Here is a 22456-nt window from a genome sequence, read left to right as displayed (position 1 = left end):
ACGAGACCCCCAGCAGACCCATGACCGAATTGACGCCGACGTTGGGGCTTTTGCGGTGCGCATTTGAGATATGATGTAAGCCCACTTGTCCCACAAGAGCCAGGTTATCGGTCAAGAAGTAGTTCAGCCCGGGTCCGCCAAGAATGGTAAAATTGAACTCGCTGTTGAGGTCCCGTGGGACGTGCAGATCCACGTCGATGATACCGACGCCAAGCTCGAAGAACGGCACCCACCGAGTGCCCGTCACGAAATTGTAGCGAAAGAGGAGATTTGCGCCCCCTCCAACCTCTGTTTCCGGGTGTGCTACAAAGAGGAGGGTCGGTTCAAATATCACCTCCAGGCTCCCGCGAACCGGGAAAGGGCCATGGACATCGGTGACCGTGTAACCGATCTGGAAGAACAGTGGCACAAATTGGACATCGGGCGCTCGATTCGCAAAGATCTTAACGGTGTCAGTACCACCGGTCATTACCCCTAAGTGCCACGTTCCAGATTGGAATCCTTCTGCGGGGTGGAGCGTCGGTTTAGTCCCCTTCTCGATTGAGGGGGGATCGTCCGTACTGGCGAAGGCAAGGGTACGGGCGGCAATGAGTTCAGTGTCGCGTCCTAGCGTGACTGCCTCTTGAGGGATCTCAGCCCATGATGCGGCAGGCAGCAGGATCGCGAAGATAGCCAGCCAAATATACACCGGTACACGCCTCAATCCGTTAATCATAGAGGTCTCCTCTGGAGTGCGAGTGTGTTGGGCATCATGCCTCATCTATCCCGATCATATCCTTTCGAGCGGTTGAGTGACGCTGCAGACCGCCTCTCTTCCGATAGGTTAACCTGATTCGGTAGCTGATGACCCGAGTACACGGCGATTGCTCCGCCTGCCTACCCTTTGTGCGCTCCCAACCGATGCAGACCAGCAACCCGGTCTTATCCTCCTGTCGGTCACTGACCATCGACTCTACCGCTTCAAGGATCTCGAATCCGCCACCTTGACAGCCGGGGTTTGAACAGGGGAGTATCGGCTCTAACGTCCCCCCTGTCACTCGTATAGCATGTGAGAAGGTGCCGCTTTCTGCCGCAGGCTCCTCTCCAGAATGGCGGCATTCTTCCCACTCGACGGTCACAGCTTCCACGGTCGGAAAGCGCTGGGCGACGTTGCTGATTCTGGACACGATCGTCAGTGAGCCCCAGCCCTCGTCCGGGGAGGCTTCTGTGGGCCTGGCTCCGATAGGAACTCTTGATTGATCGGGATCCCTCTACGACACATCGGGCAGTTCTTTGGGGCGTACGTCGGGAATTCCCGATCGACCAGCGTGAAAAAGGGGAACTTGAAGTTCACCTTTCGATTCCGTCTCCAGAGTGTCCCGATTCCAACTACCGTCCCGTCTAATGATTTGACCAGTTTAATAAGCTCCTTGACAGTCTCACCAGTGGTCACGATGTCTTCAACGATCAGCACCTTAGGGCTACCAACAAAGTGCTGCCGGAACTCTCTCGGAAGAGCTACCTGGCTCACGCCGGATTCATTGCGTTGTTTATTGGCATAGATGAAACGAGGTCGCAAGGGATGGGCGCGCGCCACGCAATGGCCCAGCAGCGAGGCGCCGTAGCCGGTGGTCAGGACCAGGTCGACCGGCTCCTCCGCGAAATGCTTTGCGATCACGTCTCCTAACCCTTCCGTGAAAGCCGGTTCGGTGGTGGCCAACGCCTTTTCCACATACTCCTGGGCGTGACGACCGGAGGACAACACAAAGTGATCGTTTGTAAGATACGCGCCGGTCCTGAGGATGATGCCCCGGTTGATCCGATCCAAGATCTCTGCTTCCATCAATACCTCTCACGCGGCATCGCTTCCAGCCTTCAGCCTTCAGTCTATCTACCTGAGGAGCCGCGGCTTACGAGGCCATAATCTTACCAAAATTTGCGATCCCGCAAAATAGATCTGCAACCTCCTTCAGGATGGCTAAACGGTTCTCCTGCAGGTCTCGATCCTCTGCCATCACCAGAATCTCCTCAAAGAACATGTCCACGATAGGACGGATCGCGGCGATGAGTTGCAGAGCTCGAACGTAGTCGCCGGCTTGGACCAGGCGTTCTGTCTCAGCCCGCAGCGTGGTCGCCTCGCCATGGAGCGCCCGTTCAGCGCTGCTCACGAATCGTTTTGGATCAACCGGTTTGGAGAAATCCTTGGGAAGGATTTTGATCACCCGTTTGAAGGCCACTGCCAGCTCTGTGAAATCGGCCTCTCGTTTGAAGGCAGCGAGAGCCTCGGCGCGCTTGCCGGCATCGGAGACTCGCTCTGCATTGACGGAGAGCGCAGCCTCGACGAGATCGCCAGGCACGCCCCGTTCCATCAGGATCGCCTGGAGCCTGGCTGCTAGAAACGCCATGACCTCCTGTTCGACACGCTCCCTCGGCAGTGTCAGGCGATCACCAAAGAGTTCCAAGCTCTTCCGTATCGGCAGCGAGAGCGGCAGGTCGATTCCTGTGCTGAGCAGGATCTGTATAACCCCTTGCCCGAGCCGCCGGAGGGCGTAAGGATCTTCTGATCCAGTCGGTATGAGCCCGACGCCGAAGCAACCACAGATGCTATCGAGCCGGTCGGCCAGGCCCACAAGAGCGCCAACCAGCGATCCGGGGAGCCTATCGCCGGTAAAGCGAGGGTGATAGTGCTCCTCAATCGCCTGGGCTACAACCGCCGACTCCCCGGAGAGCTGAGCATACTCGCGGCCCATGACCCCTTGCAGGCTCGGAAACTCCTTGACCATCGTGGTGACGAGGTCGGCCTTGCATAACTGAGCCGCCTGAGAGGCATCATGGACAAGGTGCGGGGCAACCCGTTCGGCCAGGTAGGCGGTAAGCTCAGTAAGCCGCTCGACCTTCTCGAGCATTGTGCCAAGTCGCTCCTGAAAGGTAATTCCCTTCAGTTGAGGCACTCGCTCGCGAAGCTGGACCCTGCGGTCCTCTTTGAAAAAGAATGCAGCGTCCTTGAGCCGCGCCCTCAGGACCCGTTCGTTGCCTGCACGGATGACCTCCATATCTTTCGCCTTCATGTTGGAGATCGTCACGAAATACGGGAGGAGTTTGCCGGCATCGTTAGTTACCGGAAAGTAGCGCTGCTGCTTCCGCATGGGGGTCATGATCACTTCACGAGGTAAGACGAGATATTCCTGCTCGAAGCGGCCACAGACCACGGAAGGGTATTCTACCAGGTAGGTCACCATCTCCACCAGTTCATCGTCGAAGACCGGCTTCCCGCCGACTTTAGCTGCAGCCTCCTCGGCCAGTCTTGTCACCAGTTTCCGGCGATGGTGCTGGCTCACGATGACATACCGCTCCTCCAGCTTTTCGATATAATCCTGGAAGTTCCTGACGCGGATCTGGCCGCGGCTCAAGAATCGGTGACCGTACGTCTTGTTGCCGCTCTTGACTCCGTCAATTTCAAAGGGGATCACCCGACCACTGTACAGGGCAACGAGCCACCGGATCGGGCGGACAAACCGGAATGCGCCTTGCCCCCATCGCATCGACTTTGGAAAGGAGAGCGACGTGATCAGGCGGGGCAGGAGAACCGGCAGCATCTCCTCCAGGCGTGCGCCCTGTTCCACGATGACCGCGACGACGTACTCTCCACGGTCGAGCGTCTTCACGCGGAGATTCTCCACAGGGACGGCATGCGCCCTCGCGAAGCCATGCGCGGCCTTGGTCGGACGTCCCTCCTGATCGAACGCGACCGCACTGGATGGTCCCACCACCTCACGGACCAGGTCGTCCTGGCTCTGATCCAGCCGCTCAACATATAAGGTAAGGCGCCGAGGAGTGCCGAATGTGCGTACGCCGGAGAAGGCGATACGCTGCTCTGCAAAAAGGCGACATGCCTGTGCCTCCAGATCCTTCAGGATCGACGTCATGTAGCTGGAGGGAATCTCCTCGGTCCCGATCTCAAATAACAGGTCTTGGGTCATGAGGGGTTGTCCTGCGCTATGTGGTTTATGACTGCCACGCCTTCATGAGTGGAAAGCCCGCCTCTTCACGCTGCTTCAGATAGGCTTCGGCACAGCGGCGCGCAAGGTTTCGGACGCGACCGATAAAGCTGGTCCGCTCAGTGACACCGATTGCCCCCCTGGCGTCCAAGAGATTAAAGGTGTGAGAGGACTTCAGGCAGTAGTCGTATGCCGGCAGTACGAGCCCTTTCTCGATCAGGCGGAGACCTTCCCGTTCATACTGGTCGAAAAGCTGAAGCTGAAGCGCCACATCGGCTTCCTCGAAGTTGTGGACCGACCACTCCACTTCGCCTTTGTGATGGATGTCACCGTAGGTGACGCCCTTGACCCACGTCAGGTCATAGACGCTGTCCACTCCCTGCAGGAACATGGCGATCCGCTCAATCCCATAGGTCAACTCCACAGAGACCGGTTTCAGGTCGATGCCTCCAGCTTGCTGAAAATAGGTGAACTGGGTGATCTCCAGGCCGTCCAGCCACACCTCCCAGCCTAGCCCCCAGGCGCCAAGGGTCGGCGATTCCCAGTCGTCCTCCACGAAACGGATATCGTGCCTGAGCGGGTCGATACCCAGGCTCCGAAGGCTGTCCAGGTAGATCTCCTGAATATCCTCAGGGGATGGCTTCATAATGACCTGATACTGGTAGTAGTGCTGGAGGCGATTCGGATTTTCTCCGTACCGTCCATCAGCGGGGCGCCGCGTCGACTCGACATAGGCGACATTCCACGGCTCAGGGCCGAGGACTCGCAGAAAGGTGGCCGGATTCATCGTTCCTGCGCCTACTTCCACGTCGTAAGGCTGCTGGATAACACACCCCCGCTCTGCATAAAAACGCTGCAATGCGAGGATTAGTTCTTGAAACGTCATCACCTGTTCTGCCGGGTGTTTCACGATCATACCTGTGCGTTTGAGAAAGTGAGAGAGGGAAACCCGTAGCTTACAATATGGCGGACTCCTTGAACAGCCTAAACGCGATGGAGATTAGCAACTTAGCCTCCAGTCTGTCAAGGAAAAACCTGGGAAATCATGGGGTTTCCATCCAGAGGTTGAATCTCGAGGAAGGAAAACTCACCTGCAAGGGAACGGGCCGGAGTGCCTTTTGGGAGAAACGTGGCAATAACGACCCACAATGTGGTAATAAACGTAGTCATAACGAGGAGCCGTGTGACGAAAAGCCGATAATGTCGAATAAACGTAATCAACATGATAATAATGTGGAATGGAGGACACGATGAGCCGCTATGTTCAATTCGATTTGTCCGACGGAAGCACGGTAGTCATCGAGAGTGATGAGCCCGACGGTGGCGTTGTCAAGGCCGGCTTGGGCGAGGTGGCCGAACGTGCCCGCGAGACCTTTGAGCAGGCGGTTGAGAATGCACGCAACGCCGCACTCGTTATTGTGGACAAGGTACGCGGCTTATACGATGCCCCTGATGAGGTAGAGGTCACCTTCGGGTTGAAGGCGTCGGGCGAATTGAACACGCTGGTGGTCGCAAAAGCCGGCATCGAGGCGAGTTACACCGTGAGGTTGACCTGGAGGCAGGAGAGTCCTGAGATAGCACAGCCTCCGCTTTGAAGGTGAGCGACGACGGCGACTATCGGGCGAGTAACGACCGGAGGCAAATGAGCCTCAGGCTCGATTCCGTATTAGGGTTCTTACCAGGCGGCCTACGAGGTGGGCCGTTACATCAATCTGGAGCAACGTGAGGAAGCGGGCTCCAGTGTTGGTCCGGCTCGGCGCTCCCGTCCTACGATAGAGCCGGGTCGAGGCTGGGATCGTAGCGGTAGGTTTTCGGCTGCTTCCTCTGCTTGAACTGCGATTGCAACCAGACGTCGGGCCGCAGGAGGGGCTTCTCCTTGTGGTCGTAGGCTTGCGCGTCTTTCGAGTCCTGCGCCCGCTTCGCCTTCGCTGGCCTTCGCCCTTTTGGTGGCATGTCCTCTCCTCCTGTTGCCCAGCTTGGTCAGCGCTATCCTAGACAGGTAGCCCCTGGCTGTCACTCCCCCCTAAAATAGATAGAAGGTTATTAAATGATGTCGTCTATCTGCCGATACTATAAGTTAACACTGCGCTGTTTTGACCTTGCCCTGCCTCATAATTTGGATTATCTTGTTGTGGAATATGGCTCCGTTTTGAGTGGGGCAACCGATCAATGGTTCCAGTCGCTTGACGACCGTGGGTATCTGTGCCCTTCAACTGCACACGACAATGACGACACGTGTTCCTTACGGATATAGGAGAAAAAGTTGACTCGAGGAAGAATAGCAGGCGCAGTAGTCGTTCTCTTATTTGTGGGATTAGTGCTTATCCTGTGGCTCGAAAACGAAAAGAGAAGGTTCGAAACGGAGATGCTGGATGCTGTCTATAAGATAGAGCAGGGGATACGACAAGGAAATGTCGCCGATGTCGACTTGCTGAAAGAGACTGAGAAGGCGTTCCAGGATGCCGCTCGGGCTCAGAAGCGAGGAGAGAGTTTTGATAAAGGGGCAATGTGGAGGCTTCGAGATTCGGTCTTGCGCGCGCTGGATGCGGCAGGCAACTCAGAAACGGCACGAGAAATCCAGCAGGCAGTCCATGACGATCTCGCCAAGGCGAAGGCCGGACTCGACAACGTCAAACACACGAGTTCCCCTTAGGCGCTGCTCACCCCTGCTGAACATCCGCGCGACCCCCATCGTTCCAATCTCCTCGATATACATTCCAGGGGAAAGACTCTCACTCGCGTCAACGATTCTTCTTCCAAAGGACTTGTGACCTATCCTTCATCCCCTCGCAAGGGTAGCAGGTTGCGGGCATCGATCAGGCCGATTGTCGTAAGGAGTGAAAGGTCATAAAAACCCCTGGTATCGCAAAAAACCTCGCACTGAGCGCCAAGTGGGAAGTGCTTCCGCCCAATCGATAACTTGCTATCCCAATACCTCCGATCGACCCGGCAGTATCCAGTGTTCAGTGGACTGTGACCACCGTCGCCCCGGTCCAACACGAGATTCTATCCAGGCACCGACGGCAACGATTGAATCGCTAAATCCTCAAGAAGTTCCTTCGGCGGTCTAGACTCTCATGCTGCTTTGCCTCTCGTTGTTTTCGTGCGAACTGCGATCGTAGCAGAGGACTCCCCGAACGTAGGTCTGCTCAACGATGCGGTCATCTCCTCGGAAGATCATGCGGGAGAGCAGTGTCTCCGGGGAGATGTCCATCCATTTTTCTGCCGGCAAAGGGCTGAGTCTCTGTGGATTCACAATGATAAAGTCAGCCTCTTTGCCGCACGTAAGGCTGCCGATTGTGTCGTCCAGTCCTAACGCCTTTGCGCCTCCCAGCGTCGCCATATAAAAGGCGGTAACCGGGGAAATGTCTCCACCGCGGAAGTCAGGGAGAAAACGGCGGGCGGTGTGGACATGAATCGCCGAGCGCATGACTTCGAACGGAGAGAGGGTTGGCCCACCGCCCACGTCTGACCCTAGACCAATACGAAGCCCGATGTCCAGAAGCTCGCGCAGCGGCATGAGTCCGCTCTTGAGGAAGAGGTTTGAGGTGGGGCAGTGAGACAAACTGGTTCCCGTCTCTGTCAGCAGGCGCCGCTCATCGGAACTGACATAGATTGCGTGGGCCAGTATCGTCTTAGGACCTAAGAGGCCGGCCCTGAAGTAGACATCGGTGTAGCTTGGCGACTCCGGAATTAATTCTCTGACCCATTGCATCTCAGCAGGGTGTTCGGCTAAATGGGTCTGAATATATGCACTGTACTGACCGGCCAGCTCACCCACACCCTTCATCAGAGCCCTACTGCAGGTTGGGGCAAATCTCGGGGCAAAGGCATAGAGTAATCTTCCGTTGGCGGCGCCGTGCCACCTCCGGCACACATCCTCGCTTGCCAGGAGAGATTCCGACGTGTTCTCCAGGAGGAAATCTGGAGCGTTCTGGTCCATCATGATCTTCCCGATGATCGCCCTGATCCCTGTCTTTTCCGCCCACTCAAAGGCCACGTGGGTACTGTCCTTCAGGACCGAGCAATAGATGGCAGCGGTAGTCACGCCATGGGAAAGGAGCGAGCGGAAGAAAAGGGGACACAGCATGTCGGCAGCCTCAGGAGTGAACGCCCTCTCTGCGGGAAAGATATAAGTCTTGAGCCACTCCAGCAGTTCCTTGCCATACAGCGCAACGGCCCCAAACTGAGGCAGGTGGGTGTGGGTGTCGATAAGACCGGGCAGGATCAGGCGATCCGAGCAGTCAACCACGGTGGCGCTCGGATAGCGCAGTCTTCCCTCATGATAATCCCCGACCTCGAGGATTGTGCCGCTTCCGTTGACGACCATCCCTCCATCCGCATGAAACGTATACTGATCTTCTGCGGCTGGATTCAGAACATGCCCGCGAAATAGTCTCACGTGCTGCATGTAAACACCTTTTTGAGCATGAACCAGCATGGGCCGCTGTGGTAACGCATAAGGGGCTCACCCCGATACATTCTTTATTGCTCACGTGTTTGAGCAAGATCATACCGCGGACGGAGAGGGCGAGAGCGTTCATGGCGGGCAGGGACACCCACGGGTGATTCTCGCGACGACCTCGTACAACCGGTTCCGAAATCAGGACCGTCGCCGAGCACCCCATTCACTACTTGAGTAGCCGGGTTCTTTCCGGTGCTGGAGGGAAATCCGGTAAGCTTTTGCTGTTCTCCTAGGCCTCTTTCTTTCGCTTGCCGAATCTATAGAATACTATAGTGCCACCTACGAGGATCGACACGGCGAGCAATGTGCCGGCCGCCTGCTTCCCTACGTTTGCTAAAAACGAGGGGACCTGAGCCTGCGTTGCGAGACCCACCGTGAAGGGAATGCTGAACGTCGGATCAACGGCATGTATCTCCGCATCTGTCGGGTCGACACCGCTGCCGTGGCTGTGCTTGACCAGGTCCCACTCTCCTGGTTCAGAAGCGGTATGAGGTTTATGAGCAATCCCTGGCCCGACCTCTTCCAACTTCATAATGGCCTTGTAATGACCGGCTGTGGGAATATCAGCAGTGAGCCTGATCGACCCATCACGGTACACTGTCGGCGGCAGAGAGACGATAGCATGGGAATGCGCGCCATCGCCGTCTTCATGGCCTTTGCCGTGGGCTTCGTCGGCCGCCACAATCTGAATGGAGACGGGCAATCCTCGCATCTCCTCATTGAGCAGATCAAAGGTGATCGCCATTTTGCCCGTTTTTGGAAGTCCTTCGCAATACGACTGGAATTCCCGCTTGAGCTTTTCGGATCCTACTTCCTGCAACATGCCGATCGCTGATTCGCCGTATTGTTGCTGGTAGGCCGCAAAGTGCACCGCGTAATGACCCTTTCGTTGGACACACGCGTCCATTTTATCCATGCCGCCCATCCCCTCACCGCCGTGGGCACGGGCCTGGGATGTCCAGGCAACCAGCAGAAGCGTTGCACAACATAACGAGATCAGGTACTTCATCATCCAATGCCTCCTTCATTTGTTACAAAGATTTCCATGCCGATCGTCCATTAATTTCTATTGTACACCAAAGAGATTGCCGTGCAAACTCCTACCCGTCGATCACCGAGTTTCGGATATATCCTTGGCATGTTTCGTTTCACACTCATGGCGTTGCTGCTCAAGTGTAGCAATCCGTTGAGCCTGTTCCCTTAAACGCATGCGAAGCCGGAAGGTGCCGGGAAGGCTCAGGAAGATCGCCATAATCGCTCCGAGGGCGGTTGAAATCAGGATGACAATCACCAGCGAACTCTGAAACTGCCACCAGATGAATTTCACAACCGCCTCGCCGGAGTTCTGAACGGAAAAGGTGGCGATGACCACTGCGAGAATCAGGAAGCCTACGAGGGAGAGCTGGTTCATGTTGCGCCTCCTGCTCAATGCGTTGCCGGCAGCTCTTCGACCTTGATTCGGGCGATCCGTCGGCCGTCCATGTCCACGATTGTCAGCTTCTTGCCCTGATAGATGATGATGTCGCCGGCCTTGGGCATCCGCTGAAGTTGAGTTAGCATAAAGCCCGCCAGGGTCTCGTAGGTCGGCGACTCAGGGAATGGTAGCCCGTGCTCATCCCGCAGGTCCTTGATGTTCAGCGAGCCGTCGATGATGAGCGAGCCGTCCCTCAGCCGTTCGACGGGCTTCTCGGCAGCCTCGTATTCGTCGTGGATCTCTCCGACGATCTCTTCGAGAAGGTCCTCCATGGTGACCAGACCATCTACCCCCCCGTGCTCATCCACGACGATCGCCATCGAGAGCCGCCGCCGTTGCAGCTCCTTCAGAAGCTGGCTGACCTGCATCGTTTCCGGGACGAAGTAGGCGGGGTGCGTGATAGTTTTGAGAGAGACCTCGCGGTTCTCCAGTTGCAGCCGCAGCAGGTCCTTGTAGTACAGGACGCCGCAGATGTCGTCGAGACTCTTATGGTAGACGGGGTAGCGGGAATAGCCCGTCTCCACCACGAACTTGATCGCCTCTGTCAGCGGGGTCTCCAGTTCGATCGCGTCGATCTGAGGGCGAGGGATCATGACCTCCTTGACCGAGGTCTCCGTAAATTCAAAGACACTGTGGATCAGCTCCTGCTCGGTCTGATCGAAAATCCCTTGCTCCTTCCCTTCCTGAACCATGAATTTGATCTCCTCCTCGCTGACAAACCCTGTCGTCCCATGAGGGGCAGCGCGGAAGAGCGAGAGGATCAGGCGGCTTGACGCGGTCAGTGGACGACCGATCAACGAGAACCAACGGCCAAACGCTTCGTGAGGTCCGGCGATCGCAAGGGCAACCCGTTCTGCATGGCGGAGGGCAAGCGATTTGGGGACCAGCTCTCCGAAGACGATCGTAAGATAGGTGATGATAACGACCACGATCCCAAGGGCGACCAGTTCGCCCGCCGCCCCCAGTCCCCCGCCTGGGAAGCGATCAAGCAAGGGACGGATCACCCTGACTGCCAGCGCCCCGCCAATAGCGGAGGCCAGCGTGCTGACAAGATTGATCCCGATCTGAATGGTAGCCAGGAATCGGTCAGGGTCATCCTTGAGTCGCTGAACCGTCGATGCCCGGTCATCTCCCGTTTCCACAAGCTCCTGCACCCGGCTTCGTCGGAGCGAGATAATGGCGACCTCAGAGCCTGCGAAGAAGCCGTTGATCAGAATCAGCATGAAGATGAACACCGTCTCCAGCACCAGTGTTCCACTGCCTAAGCCTTCCATCACGTTGCTCCCCTTTTAACCTCGCACTGCGAAACTTACGGCCACAGGCCGGGATCCGTTGCCAGTCGCTCTTCGATTGGACGAAGGCGCTGTCGAAGCCTTTCGGTCGAAAACCCGAACCGCTCGCCTAACCGAAGAACGGCCAAGACCAGGTCGCACTCCTCCTTCGACTCAGCCTGAAGCACCCGCTCGATCAGCGATGGCACATCGTGCGTGAGGAGTTCATGCATCAGGGCCACATATTCTGGTCGGTTCAGGTCGTAGCCCATCCGGTCAGCGAGATCGATAACTTCCTGCACGTCCCGGAGTCTATCCAGGTCCAGACGCTCGCGCAGCCGCCTCATCCGCATCCCAAATGCCCTGGACAGGTGATCCTGTACATACTCCTGTTGCGGAAGCCCGAGCCTCTTCGCCTCATCGGCCAGCACCAGCAGCCTGCGGTATGGATCAGTTCCGCCATCGGACAGCCACTGCCGTAGGGACTCCTCGATATTGCGGGCCACGGTAAACTCAGCCGGGGCTCTCAGTGCGTCAGGCGGAGAGAGCCCCCCATCAAAGAAAGCGCGGAGTAACCCCTGCGTGTGTGCCGCCAGCTCATCGTAGTACTTGCGAAGCCCTTCCCACCCTCTGTACAGCGTCATCAAGACCTTCTGTCGCTCTTCCGGGGTAAGCATCTTCAATGAAATCGGCGTCGCCTGGGTGTCGCTCGGCGGTGCCACGCCTTGAACCTGCCCATCAAACGCCTCCAACCGTCGGTAGAGATCCTCCTCCCCTCTCCAGGGAAACAGAAGCCCTCTCATCCCGTCGGTATCCAACCACTTCAGGACAAACCCAAACTCCTTGCGCTCCAGGGTGAGGGATGAACAGACCTCGACGCCGCCAATGACCATCGTTCCATTCAGAAGGGAAAGGCGCTCAAGGCTGAGTCGATGGAGATCAAAGGTATACACGCGATAGGGCTCTGGCAGGTTCTCCACCAGCGACTGCATGGCGTACAGGGCTGCGGGGTGAGCGAGGTCGACCCGTGCCGTATGAACCCGGACCTCCCAGATACGCCGGCCGTCGCGTTCGGAAGGAATATTGCTCTTCGCGGCCTGAAGCCTGGCCAGGAATTTCGTCTCCAGGTTCACAGCCACAAACGCAGACGCGAGATCGAGGGCCCGCGCTGCGTGTTTGAGGTTCTGCGCCGCCTCGATATCGGAAATATCGCTGAAGAACCAACCGTCACTGGACTGCATCAGGAGGGCATGGCGCTGCATCTCCAGCAGTTGCAGCGCCGCCGCCCTGTCCGGGAGCGAGAGTGATTGGCTGGCGTGCGCCCCAAAGAACTTCTCGATCGAGGGGCTGCTCCGATCAAGGATCAAGGTGATATAGTCGTCCCTTGCCGCCCAGACATCGGTGAATAGCCGACCTGCCTGTCCTGCAAAGAGGTGTCGCAGGTCATCACGAAGGCCATCAATGGCCTCTCGGAAGGGGACACGCCAGCCTTGTCGCCAGCCCGGCTGGCCACCGGTGCTGCACCCGCAGTCCTCCTTCCACCGCCCCAGGCCATGGGCGCAGCTCCAGGCGCTCTCATCCCGAATGGCGACCTCATGCGTAGGGGGCGTGCTTGCAAGGTAGGCCCCAAAGTTGGTGACCGTGAACTCGTGTGGAGCGGCCTCTTTCGCCAGCAGGAGGGCCAGCGCGCGCTCTCCGAACTTGGTGTGATGACCGTACGACTCGCCGTCGGTACAGAGGATATGCAGGTGTGAGGGCGAGTTGCGAGCGACCTCGGCGAGTCGGCCGGCGAGGCGATCAGGCCCCTGTAACAGACCATCAAAGGCGATGGCGCGGGATAGGCCCGCATCGTAGAAAAACAGATCAATTGTGCCTCCATGAGGCAGGCGGCACCTGTACGGGCGCGAGGGATCGATCCAGTCCGAACCCAGCACATGCCACCGCTCTGCCCCCAGCGGGCGAACCCGGGTCGCCTGCCAAGGCGCCAAGACGGTGTAACGGATCCCATACTCGCTGAGCAGTTCCAGCGTCGTCAGGTCCACGCCCGCTTCCGGAAGCCACATCCCCTCCGGCTCACGGCCGAAGCGGGACCGGAACTCGGCAATCCCCCACTTGACCAGCGTGGCGCGGTCTCTTGGATCGGCAAGCGGCAGGATGGCATGGACATATGGGTGGGCCATGGCATTGCCGTGGCCGCCACACCGGGCTACGCTGTCGCGGTCGCCCTCGATGATTCGATGCAGTGTTTCTGGGGCGTTCCACTCCAGCCAGCGAGAGAGCGTGGGGCCGATATCAAAGCTGATCCCCGCATAGTTATTGACCAGCCCGACGACCCGTCCTTCGTGGTCCAGGAGCTTGGCCCACCCATTCGGCGCGTAGCACTCCGCAGTAATCCGTTGATTCCAGTCGTGGGCGGGGGCGGCAGAGGGTTGCTGTTCGACCTCATCGGTCCAGGGGTTCTCGCGCGGCGGTTGGTAGAAGTGGCCGTGGACAATCAGCGACACCGTAGCGGGCGTACTCATTGCGGCTCGGCGGAGGCGCCCGATCGCCGGGTGGACTGGATCAGGCTTCGTAGGATCCGGCTGCGCTCCGCTCCTCGCAGGAGGGATGACAGATCCTCGTACAGCGTAGGGTCGTCGATGAGCGCTCCAAGCGTGCCTTCCCCTTTGGCCAGGCGGGACGACACCAGCTTGAGATTCTTCGAGGTCTGGTCGAGATCTGCCATGATTGACTCGGCTCGCGGATCTGCAAACAGGATATGCGCTAACCCTTTTTGATTCTGAACTTCCTTCATCAAGTTGGATAACTGCCGAAGGGCGGTCGTCACTTCGGACAACTCCTTCAGGATGTTGCCTGAGCGCTTTTCATAGACCATCGCATGGAGCAGTCCGGTTCCCTGTTCGATCTCTCCCATAATCCGGTTGAAGGAGGCGATACTCTCGGCCAGATCCTGCCGCGCCCCCGCCCCCGCCCCGCCTCCCACAAGCTGGCCTAAGGCGTCCGAGATCTTGACCACGTTGGTCACGATCTGATCCCCTTTTTGGAGCAGCTTGGCATAGTCCGGCGGGTCGACGCTCGCGATGGTCGCCCCTGGCAGCAGGATCGGCTTCTCAGGACTGCCCACTGTTAACTCGAGCACCTTGTCTCCGACCAGCCCGACGGTCCCGATGCTCGCAATCGAATCTTCCCGTATCCGGTCCTGAAGCCTGGCGTCGAGGCTCATGGTGACTCGGATCTTCTTGCTGGCAAGGTCTTTGCTGAAGGTAATGTCACGGACCGAGCCGATGGAGGTGCCGGCGAGACGGACCGGCGCCCCGACATTCAGCCCTTCAATGGTGCTGAAAAAGGCGTGCAGGGTGTAGCGGCGCTCGAAGATTCGGCTCTGGCTCCCGATGGTGAGGACAAAGACGACAAAGAGACCTATGAGCCCCAGGACAAAGACTCCCACGCGCAACCGCATCCACCGTTCACGTTCCGTCATCGCACACTCCTCACGCCATTGCCCCGTGAATGAACTGCCGGACCAGCGGCAGATCGGCCCGTTCGATCTCTTGAGGCGTTCCGACGACGGCAATCTTGCCCTTATCCAGCAGACCGATTCGATCCGAGATCTTGAACGCGCTCCGCATATCGTGGGTGACTACGACAGACGTCACCTCGAGCTTCCTGTCCATATCGACGATTAACTCGTTGATCTTTTCAGTGTTGGTCGGATCTAGGCCGGTTGTCGGCTCGTCATACAGTATAATCTTTGGCGTCAAGGCGATCGCTCTGGCTAGGGCGACCCGCTTCCTCATCCCGCCCGACAGGTCGGCCGGCTCCTTGTCCTCGGCGCCTTCGAGCCCGACAAGGCGGAGCGTTTCCATGACCCGTTCCCGGATCTGCCGCTCCGACATGGTCGTGTGTTCCCGGAGCGGGTAGGCGATGTTCTCTGCAACCGAGAGGGAATCGAAGAGCGCCGACCCCTGAAAGACCATCCCGATCTTCTTCCGGATCCGGGTGAGTTGGTCCTCCGCCAGCGGTACGATATCCTCCCCCTCGATGAAAATCTGCCCCGCCTCCGGCTTGAGCAGGCCGACGACCAGCTTTAAGGTGACGCTCTTGCCGATTCCGCTCCCGCCGATGATGGTCACCGTCTCACCTGATCGGATGGCGAGGTCCATCCCAGCCAAGATGGGCACGTGGTTGAACGACTTATAGACCTGGCGGAACTCGATAGCCGGTGCACTCATCTCACCAGCCCTCCAGCCACCAGAAGAATTTCGTCAGAAAGAAATCCGCGATAATGACGGCGATAGCCGAGGTGACCACGGTCGCGGTCGTGGCCTTCCCCAGGCCTTCCGTTCCGCCGACCGTCTCCAGTCCCTTATAGCAGCCGACGATGGCGATGATAAAGCCGAAGACCACCGTCTTACCCAGACCGCTGACGATGTCGGTCACCGTCAGATTGCGTGTGACGGTATTGTAGTAGAGGTGGTAATCGACCTGAAACTCATACTTGGAGATGACCATGCCCCCCAGCATGCCCAGGATATCCGCCATGACCGTCAGCAGCGGCAGGACCAGCATCGTGCTCAGCACTCGGGGCACCACCAGCTTCTTGATCGGGTTCGCTCCCATGGCCCGCATCGCGTCGATCTGCTCCGTGACCTTCATCGACCCCAGCTCGGCGGTAATCCCGGAGCCGACCCGTCCTCCCACCAGAAGGGCCGTGAGAACCGGTCCCAACTCACGGACCATTGAGAGCGAGACGATAATCCCCACATACGCCTTCGCCCCGAATCGGCTCAGGCCGTACGCGGTCTGCAGCGCCAGGACAAGGCCGGTGAAGACCGCGGCCACGGCGGCGATCGAGATCGATTTCACGCCGATATGATCGACCTGCTGAATAAGCGCGCGGGGGTTGATGGGGGGCGTGAAGGCGCAATGCATGGTGTCATAGGTAAGCTGCGAGAGCCCGCCCAGCAATTCGAGCAGTCGAATCGACCGGCCTCCAAGAGCTACAGCGACATTCCGCATGATCTGTCCCTATTGCGGTGCTTTACCTCGACTTTGAACTTTGAACTCTGAACCCTTTTCAGTCAAGACCCACCCCTTGACAAACCGCTCAAATTCCGGCAGCCGGTCCTGAAAAAGTTCAGGAGAAGCTACGTAGACCAGATCGTAGGCGCAATCACCATCCTTAGCGACATAACTACTGACTCTCACCTCGGTGTCCTTCAGTCGCCCCTCCAGCAGTATGTGGATCGCCTCCGTGCCGTTCAGCGAAACGGACTCCTGCGCCATTACCCGCTTTGCGCCAATCCCAAAAAACAGGCGTCTGGCCAGGATTCGGAGGGGGGGGATCGGCTGCTTGCCTTCGCAACTGACTAGCAATGCGGCAACTTGGCCGCCAGGCTCCGCCCGGAACGCGAGGTCAGCCCCTTCCAACTCGAACCGTTGCCAACCCTCGCGCAACAGCGGGATCGTGAAACCTCTGGCCTCATCAACAAAGATGCCGTCCACGACGTAACTGGAAGCACAGGCCGTGAGCATGAGCAGGACGAGGGTTGCAACACCCTCAAGGCGCCAGGCATTCAGGGAGATACGCCCCCTTTCGACGCATACACTCTCAGGTGAGGCATAACCGCGGATAAACATATAGACAACTTCATCATACTGGAAAGACGAGTAAAGCGTCAAGCTGAGCCCTATGGCAGCAAGGGGATGTCCGTCATAGGCTAAGAGTCCTCCGGGCTGACGGCAGAGGCTGGACACCTGATTGTCGGTACCCCGGCATCTTGATAGTGCTGCAATGCAGGAAAATTTTTCGCACTGAACTGCTATCGGTCCCGCCACCTGTGCTTGACTTTTTGGCAAAAGAGCTATATAAAACAACTGTATAAAACAACGAAGATCATTCAAAAGGTGTAGGAGTCGAAAGAGCTAAGGATCGTTCGCAAGAGCGAAATCCGATCGTGCGGTTTGTGGTTGCCTGTGCCTATTCTTGCCCAGTTGGGCGGGAAAGGAATGCGCCTGGACATGATGGTCACCAGCCTCAGTGCCGACTTTTCCAGAGCGATCATTGCAGACATGATCCCTCTGCAGGTTCCCCTAAGATCTTCCCTTGAGATTACACCGCTCTCATACAGTTCAAATAGACTCAGAATGGGCGTGACCAATGCGGATTCGTAAGGCAATTGTACCTGCTGCGGGGTTGGGGACGCGGTTCCTCCCTGCAACGAAGGCGCAGCCGAAAGAGATGCTCCCGATCGTGGATAAGCCTACCATCCAATATGTGGTGGAGGAAGCCGCTGCGTCGGGGATCGAGGACATCATTATCGTGACCGGGCGTGGGAAGGACGCGATCGAGGACCACTTTGACCGATCGCTGGAGTTGCAGATTGCTCTTGGGCGGCAGGGCAAGGAGGAGCAGTTGCGGGAGATCGAGCGGATCTCCGAGTTGGCGTCGTTTTGCTATGTCCGTCAAGAGGAGCCCCTCGGCTTGGGGCACGCGATCCTGGTCGCCAAAGCCCTCGTAGGGAATGAGCCTTTCGCCGTCCTGCTTGGAGACGATATTATCGATGCCGAGGTCCCCTGTCTCAAGCAAATGATCTCAACGTTCGAGCGGTATCAGTCCTCGATCATTGCTGTGCAGCAGGTCAGCAAGGAGGAAACCAGCAGCTACGGGATCATCGACCCAAAGTTGGCTGAGGATTCGATCTATCAGATCCTGGATCTGGTGGAGAAGCCGTCTCCGGAGGTGGCTCCGTCTGACCTGGCCATTATCGGGCGCTACATTCTGACGCCGGAGATCTTTGAGGCCCTTGAGCAGACCCCTCCGGACGAAGGCGGAGAGATTCAACTCACGAACGGCCTGCGGATACTGCTGAGGACGCAAACGATGTATGGGCTCGCGTTCCGCGGGCGCCGGTATGATGCCGGGAGCAAGCTGGGCTTTTTGAAGGCGACCGTACAGTTTGCGCTCAAGCGTCCGGACCTGGCGTCAGGGTTACAGACATACCTGAGAACACTCAACCTGGGTGAAGTGGAAGCGGTTGTGGAACGGGACCGAAAGGAGAACTGAGAGTCGTGGCGGACGAGAAGACGATAGAAAATACAGAAGAGACGTCGGTCCCTAACGCTGAGATCACCGAAACCAAAACCGAGGCACAGGCTCGAAAGGTGCCTGAAACGATCCCGCTCCTGCCGGTGCGAGACGTGGTGATCTACCCCTTTATGATCTTGCCTCTCTTTATAGGGCGGGAGAAATCGGTTCGAGCGGTGGACGAATCGCTGTCGAGGGACCGCCTCATCCTGCTGGTGGCGCAACGGGATGCCGAGAAGGAGGATCCCGGCGCCGATGAGATCCATCCGGTCGGGACCGTGGCGATGATCATGCGGATGCTCAAGATGCCGGACGGGCGGGTCAAGGTGCTTGTTCAGGGTCTTTCCCGTGCCAGGGTCATCGGGATTGAGCGGCGGGAACCCTACTTCGAGGCGAGGATCGCCGAAGTCCACGAAGCGGATCTGGTCGCGTCGGCCGTTGAGGTGGAGGCTTTGATCCGTTCGGTCAAGGAGTTGGTGAGCAAGGGCGTAGCCTTCGGCAAGCAGATCTCGTCGGATGTGGTGGTGATTATCAATAACCTCGATCACCCGGGCCGTCTGGCTGACCTCGTGGCCAGCCACCTGGATCTGAAGATGGAGCAGGCCCAGGAGGTGCTGGAACTATTCGATCCGACCCAGCGCCTGAAGCGGGTGAGTGAGTTGCTGAGTAAGGAGCTCGAGGTGCTTGAGGTTCAGCACCGGATCCAGAGCCAGGCTCGCGAGGAGATGGACAAGACTCATCGGGAGTATTACCTCCGGGAGCAGTTGAAGGCCATTCAGAAAGAGCTGGGCGAGACCGACGACCGAAGCCAGGAACTGCAGGAGCTGGAGCAGAAAATCCAGAAGGCCAAGATGCCCGCAGCGGTCGAGTCCGAGGCGAAGGCGCAGTTGGGACGGCTCAGTCGGATGCACCCCGATGCGGCGGAGGCCTCGGTCATCCGGACCTATCTTGACTGGTTGATCGAGCTGCCCTGGAGTCGGCCGACCAAGGACAAGCTGTCGATCAAGCAGGCATCGAAGATCCTTAACGAGGATCACTACGATCTTGAAAAGGTGAAGGAGCGGATCCTCGAATACCTGGCTGTTCGCAAGTTGAAAAAGAAGATGAAGGGGCCGATCCTCTGCTTCGTCGGCCCGCCGGGGGTTGGGAAGACCTCCCTTGGCCGCTCCATCGCTCGCGCCCTGGGACGCAAGTTCATCCGAATCTCATTGGGCGGCGTTCGCGATGAGGCGGAGATCCGAGGGCACCGACGGACGTACATCGGGGCCCTGCCCGGTCGCGTCATCCAGGGGATCAAACAGGCCGGATCGAATAACCCCGTTTTCATGATCGACGAGGTGGATAAGGTCGGGACCGATTTTCGTGGCGACCCTTCCTCGGCCTTGCTGGAGGTGCTGGACCCGGAGCAGAACTACAGCTTCAGCGATCACTACCTCGGCGTTCCCTTTGATCTCTCCAACGTGATGTTCATCTGTACAGCCAACTTGGCTGACCCGATCATCTCAGCGCTGCGCGATCGACTGGAGATCATCGATATCTCCGGGTACACCGAGGAGGAGAAGCTCTCTATCGCCAAGCGCTATCTGGTTCCTCGACAATACCGAGAACATGGGATCGACGAGAAGCGCCTACTGATCACCGACGAGGCGATTCTGAAGATGATCAACGAATATACCCGAGAGGCCGGGCTCCGGAACCTGGAGCGAGAAATCGCCGCCATCTGCAGGAAAGTAGCCCGCCTTGTCGCGGAAGGACAAAAGGAGCAGACCAAGGTGACTGTAGCGGCCCTGCAGCGGTTCCTGGGCGCACCGAAGTTTCTGGCCGACCCTGAACAGGAGGCCGATGAGGTTGGTGTCGCCACGGGTCTCGCGTGGACGCAGACAGGCGGAGACATTATTTACATCGAGTGCAGCATCCTGCGCGGGAAGGGCAGCCTCTCCCTCACGGGACATCTGGGTGAGGTGATGAAAGAGTCGGCCCAGGCCGCCTTGAGCTATGCGCGCTCGCGGTCTGCCGATCTGGGGATCAAGGATGAATTTTTTACCAAACATGACATCCATATCCACGTCCCGGCCGGCGCGATCCCCAAGGATGGTCCGTCGGCCGGCATCACGATGGCTGTCGCGCTGCTGTCCGCCCTGACCAAGGTGCCTGTGAGAAGGGACGTGGCGATGACCGGCGAGGTGACCCTTCGCGGCAAGGTCCTGCCGATTGGTGGGATCAAAGAAAAGGCGTTGGCGGCGAGAAGAATGGGAATCCACACGGTGGTGGTCCCGGCGCGCAACGATAAGGACATCAAAGAGCTTCCCGCCAATGTCAAGCGGGGCATGGAGTTCGTGTTCGTGGACCATATGGACCAGGTGCTTGAAATCACCCTGGCCAAGCGGACAGGGGCCAAGCGTCGCCTTGCGGTGGCTCTCAACGCCAAGCGCGGGGCGACCCCTTCGACGGGGCTCAGAACATGCTCGCCGAGGCGCCTGAACCTCAGGCCCCCTGCACGGGAGACGCAACTCGGTGTCTGACGATCGAACGGTCAGGATCATCCCCTTAGGAGGCTTGGGGGAGATCGGATTGAACATGATGGTCGTCGAAGCAGCAGACGACCTGCTGGTGATCGATGCCGGGTTGATGTTTCCGGACGAGGAGATGTTTGGGATCGACCACGTCATCCCGGATATGAGCTATCTGCTTACGCATCGGGAGAAGGTGCGGGCAGTGCTGCTCACCCATGGCCACGAGGACCACACCGGCGCACTCCCGTACCTGCTGAGCAAGATCAAGGCGCCGGTCTACGGCACGCGCCTCTCACTGGGGCTGGCGGCCGAAAAACTGAAGGAAGCGAATCTCCTGTCCGATGCCGACCTGAAGCCCGTTCGCCCCCGCGATCGCCTTCAGTTCGGCCTCTTCGAGGTTGAGTTTCTGCAGGTCTGCCACAGTATTCCCGACGGCGTGGCGCTGGCCATCAGGACCCCAGGTGGTATAATTGTGCACACCGGCGATTTCAAGTTCGACCAGAGCCCGGTGGATCTCCAGCTTACCGATTACCGGCGGCTGGCCGAGCTCGGGGATGGCGGCGTGCTGGCTCTTCTGTCGGATAGCACGAATGCGGGCCGGGATGGATTCACGCCTTCGGAGCAGGTAGTGGGGCAGGCCTTCGACGCAATCTTTCGAGAGGCTCAGGGGCGCGTGATCGTGGCCTGTTTCGCCTCAAACATCCACCGTGTCCAACAGATCCTCGATGCGGCCGCCGCCATGGGAAAGCGGGTGGCGGTGTGCGGCAAGAGTATGGTGGCCAACACGCGGATCGCCGGAGAGTTGGGGTGCCTCAGGATCCCCGATGACACGCTCGTCAGCCTGGACGAGTTGGAGCGCCTCCCGGTTGCCCGACGGGTGATCGTGACCACTGGAAGCCAGGGCGAACCGCTCTCCGCCATCGCCAGAATGGCTGCTGCGGAGCACAAACAGGTCCAGGTGTCGCCCGGCGATACCGTTGTCTTCTCGGCGCGCGTCATCCCCGGCAACGAAAAATCGATCGCTCGAACGATTAACGGTCTCTACCGGCAGGGGGCCCGTGTCATCACCGAGGAGGTGGCGGGGGTCCATGTCTCGGGACATGCCAGCCGGGAAGAGCTGAAGCTGATGCTGAATCTGATCCGTCCCACCTTCTTTGTGCCGATTCATGGAGAGTACCGCCACCTGCACCTGCACGCTCAGCTTGCACGGGAGGTCGGGGTATCGGAAGCCCGGACCCTCGTCATCGATGACGGCGACGTCCTGGAGTTGAATAGCGGCAACGCCGGGGTCGTAGGCAGGGCGCCAGTCGGTCGGATCTTTGTCGACGGGAAGGGGATTGGGGATGTTGGGGATGCCGTCATTCGCGATCGACAGCGGTTGGCGGAGGAGGGGGTCGTGGTCGTGGTCCTTGCCGTCGATCAACAGTGCGGCAAGCTGGTGACAGGACCCCGGATCATCTGCAGTGGATTCGTCCATGCACAGGATTCGAAGGCCCTTGCGGATGGCATCAAAACCCTGGTCTGTTCCGTACTGGAAAGTGCGTCTGAAGCGGACCGGACCGATCCGCGTCTTATGGAGCAACGAATCAAGACGGCGGTCAAGAAGCAGTTGCAGAAGGAGATCGAACGACGGCCTATGATCCTGTCGGTGATCATGGAGGTGTAACGG

20 protein-coding genes are annotated in these 22456 nt (G+C 58.4%); 5 read left to right on the top strand and 15 right to left on the bottom strand.

What is annotated here, in order from left to right; all coding sequences use genetic code 11:
* The 5 genes from PHV01_RS05885 to glyQ all read right to left on the bottom strand — a co-directional run.
* Window positions 1-715 (bottom strand): acyloxyacyl hydrolase (locus tag PHV01_RS05885; RefSeq protein WP_337290220.1); only part of this gene is annotated, 715 nt, incomplete at its 3' end.
* A gap of 34 nt (window positions 716-749) precedes the next feature.
* The gene (locus PHV01_RS05880; protein ID WP_337290219.1) at window positions 750-1166 is read right to left on the bottom strand and encodes a hypothetical protein; all 417 of its coding nucleotides are present in this window, start codon (window positions 1164-1166) and stop codon (window positions 750-752) included.
* A 5-nt stretch (window positions 1167-1171) separates the two neighbouring features.
* Window positions 1172-1822, bottom strand: a complete 651-nt coding sequence (locus PHV01_RS05875; protein WP_337290218.1) for a phosphoribosyltransferase family protein — start codon at window positions 1820-1822, stop codon at window positions 1172-1174.
* 67 nt (window positions 1823-1889) lie between these two features.
* Complete coding sequence (glyS, locus tag PHV01_RS05870; RefSeq protein ID WP_337290217.1) at window positions 1890-3959, bottom strand: glycine--tRNA ligase subunit beta; 2070 nt, start codon at window positions 3957-3959, stop codon at window positions 1890-1892.
* 25 nt (window positions 3960-3984) lie between these two features.
* Window positions 3985-4863 carry a glycine--tRNA ligase subunit alpha gene (gene glyQ / locus PHV01_RS05865; protein WP_337290223.1) on the bottom strand — a complete coding sequence of 293 codons (879 nt, stop codon included), beginning with the start codon at window positions 4861-4863 and terminating at the stop codon, window positions 3985-3987.
* Between the two features lie 364 nt (window positions 4864-5227).
* Here glyQ and PHV01_RS05860 point away from each other — a divergent pair, with 364 nt between their 5' ends.
* Complete coding sequence (locus tag PHV01_RS05860; protein ID WP_337290216.1) at window positions 5228-5572, top strand: CU044_2847 family protein; 345 nt, start codon at window positions 5228-5230, stop codon at window positions 5570-5572.
* 172 nt (window positions 5573-5744) lie between these two features.
* On the opposite strand, the gene PHV01_RS05855 is transcribed toward PHV01_RS05860, so the two are convergent.
* Window positions 5745-5930, bottom strand: coding sequence for a hypothetical protein (locus PHV01_RS05855; RefSeq protein ID WP_337290215.1), 186 nt, complete (start codon window positions 5928-5930; stop codon window positions 5745-5747).
* Between the two features lie 310 nt (window positions 5931-6240).
* On the opposite strand from PHV01_RS05855, the gene PHV01_RS05850 reads away from it, so the two are divergent.
* Window positions 6241-6630 carry a hypothetical protein gene (locus PHV01_RS05850; protein WP_337290214.1) on the top strand — a complete coding sequence of 130 codons (390 nt, stop codon included), beginning with the start codon at window positions 6241-6243 and terminating at the stop codon, window positions 6628-6630.
* Between the two features lie 414 nt (window positions 6631-7044).
* On the opposite strand, the gene guaD is transcribed toward PHV01_RS05850, so the two are convergent.
* From guaD to PHV01_RS05805, 9 genes are all read right to left on the bottom strand, one after another.
* Window positions 7045-8388, bottom strand: a complete 1344-nt coding sequence (guaD, locus tag PHV01_RS05845; protein ID WP_337290213.1) for a guanine deaminase — start codon at window positions 8386-8388, stop codon at window positions 7045-7047.
* Window positions 8389-8671: 283 nt separating this feature from the next.
* Window positions 8672-9454 (bottom strand): hypothetical protein, encoded by a 783-nt coding sequence (locus PHV01_RS05840; RefSeq protein WP_337290212.1) that lies wholly within the window; start codon window positions 9452-9454, stop codon window positions 8672-8674.
* Window positions 9455-9553: 99 nt separating this feature from the next.
* A complete protein-coding gene (locus PHV01_RS05835) occupies window positions 9554-9853 on the bottom strand; it encodes a LapA family protein (protein ID WP_337290211.1) in 300 nt (99 codons plus the stop codon).
* Between the two features lie 14 nt (window positions 9854-9867).
* Window positions 9868-11190 (bottom strand): hemolysin family protein, encoded by a 1323-nt coding sequence (locus PHV01_RS05830; protein ID WP_337290222.1) that lies wholly within the window; start codon window positions 11188-11190, stop codon window positions 9868-9870.
* Between the two features lie 35 nt (window positions 11191-11225).
* Window positions 11226-13709, bottom strand: coding sequence for a DUF3536 domain-containing protein (locus tag PHV01_RS05825; protein ID WP_337290210.1), 2484 nt, complete (start codon window positions 13707-13709; stop codon window positions 11226-11228).
* Window positions 13706-14668, bottom strand: a complete 963-nt coding sequence (locus PHV01_RS05820; RefSeq protein ID WP_337290209.1) for an MlaD family protein — start codon at window positions 14666-14668, stop codon at window positions 13706-13708. The genes PHV01_RS05825 and PHV01_RS05820 overlap by 4 nt, the downstream gene beginning before the upstream one ends.
* Before the next feature lie 10 nt (window positions 14669-14678).
* Complete coding sequence (locus PHV01_RS05815; protein ID WP_337290208.1) at window positions 14679-15419, bottom strand: ABC transporter ATP-binding protein; 741 nt, start codon at window positions 15417-15419, stop codon at window positions 14679-14681.
* Between the two features lies 1 nt (window position 15420).
* On the bottom strand, window positions 15421-16206 hold the full coding sequence (locus PHV01_RS05810; RefSeq protein ID WP_337290207.1) for an ABC transporter permease: 786 nt from the start codon (window positions 16204-16206) through the stop codon (window positions 15421-15423).
* Between the two features lie 9 nt (window positions 16207-16215).
* Window positions 16216-16827, bottom strand: a complete 612-nt coding sequence (locus PHV01_RS05805; RefSeq protein WP_337290206.1) for a hypothetical protein — start codon at window positions 16825-16827, stop codon at window positions 16216-16218.
* A gap of 520 nt (window positions 16828-17347) precedes the next feature.
* Here PHV01_RS05805 and galU point away from each other — a divergent pair.
* The 3 genes from galU to PHV01_RS05790 all read left to right on the top strand — a co-directional run bounded on the left by galU (window position 17348) and on the right by PHV01_RS05790 (window position 22453).
* On the top strand, window positions 17348-18253 hold the full coding sequence (gene galU, locus PHV01_RS05800) for a UTP--glucose-1-phosphate uridylyltransferase GalU (protein ID WP_337290205.1): 906 nt from the start codon (window positions 17348-17350) through the stop codon (window positions 18251-18253).
* A 62-nt stretch (window positions 18254-18315) separates the two neighbouring features.
* Entirely contained in the window at window positions 18316-20796 is a 2481-nt protein-coding gene (lon, locus tag PHV01_RS05795; RefSeq protein WP_337290221.1) for an endopeptidase La, read from the top strand.
* Window positions 20789-22453: a ribonuclease J gene (locus PHV01_RS05790; RefSeq protein WP_337290204.1), complete on the top strand. Its 1665-nt coding sequence runs from the start codon at window positions 20789-20791 to the stop codon at window positions 22451-22453. The genes lon and PHV01_RS05790 overlap by 8 nt, the downstream gene beginning before the upstream one ends.
* The last annotated feature ends 3 nt before the right edge of the window (window positions 22454-22456 follow it).

Source organism: Candidatus Methylomirabilis sp. (genome assembly GCF_028716865.1).
In the GTDB taxonomy this organism is placed as follows: domain Bacteria; phylum Methylomirabilota; class Methylomirabilia; order Methylomirabilales; family Methylomirabilaceae; genus Methylomirabilis.
This window is presented reverse-complemented; position numbering and strand designations above follow the sequence as displayed.

Coding starts and splice junctions, on each gene's coding strand:
- PHV01_RS05875 (WP_337290218.1), bottom strand. CDS start 1,822: ATGGAAGCAGAGATCTTGGATCGGATCAACCGGGGCATCATCCTCAGG.
- glyS (WP_337290217.1), bottom strand. CDS start 3,959: ATGACCCAAGACCTGTTATTTGAGATCGGGACCGAGGAGATTCCCTCC.
- glyQ (WP_337290223.1), bottom strand. CDS start 4,863: ATGACGTTTCAAGAACTAATCCTCGCATTGCAGCGTTTTTATGCAGAG.
- PHV01_RS05860 (WP_337290216.1), top strand. CDS start 5,228: ATGAGCCGCTATGTTCAATTCGATTTGTCCGACGGAAGCACGGTAGTC.
- PHV01_RS05855 (WP_337290215.1), bottom strand. CDS start 5,930: ATGCCACCAAAAGGGCGAAGGCCAGCGAAGGCGAAGCGGGCGCAGGAC.
- guaD (WP_337290213.1), bottom strand. CDS start 8,388: ATGCAGCACGTGAGACTATTTCGCGGGCATGTTCTGAATCCAGCCGCA.
- PHV01_RS05840 (WP_337290212.1), bottom strand. CDS start 9,454: ATGATGAAGTACCTGATCTCGTTATGTTGTGCAACGCTTCTGCTGGTT.
- PHV01_RS05835 (WP_337290211.1), bottom strand. CDS start 9,853: ATGAACCAGCTCTCCCTCGTAGGCTTCCTGATTCTCGCAGTGGTCATC.
- PHV01_RS05830 (WP_337290222.1), bottom strand. CDS start 11,190: ATGGAAGGCTTAGGCAGTGGAACACTGGTGCTGGAGACGGTGTTCATC.
- PHV01_RS05825 (WP_337290210.1), bottom strand. CDS start 13,709: ATGAGTACGCCCGCTACGGTGTCGCTGATTGTCCACGGCCACTTCTAC.
- PHV01_RS05820 (WP_337290209.1), bottom strand. CDS start 14,668: ATGACGGAACGTGAACGGTGGATGCGGTTGCGCGTGGGAGTCTTTGTC.
- PHV01_RS05815 (WP_337290208.1), bottom strand. CDS start 15,419: ATGAGTGCACCGGCTATCGAGTTCCGCCAGGTCTATAAGTCGTTCAAC.
- PHV01_RS05810 (WP_337290207.1), bottom strand. CDS start 16,206: ATGCGGAATGTCGCTGTAGCTCTTGGAGGCCGGTCGATTCGACTGCTC.
- PHV01_RS05805 (WP_337290206.1), bottom strand. CDS start 16,827: ATGTTTATCCGCGGTTATGCCTCACCTGAGAGTGTATGCGTCGAAAGG.
- galU (WP_337290205.1), top strand. CDS start 17,348: ATGCGGATTCGTAAGGCAATTGTACCTGCTGCGGGGTTGGGGACGCGG.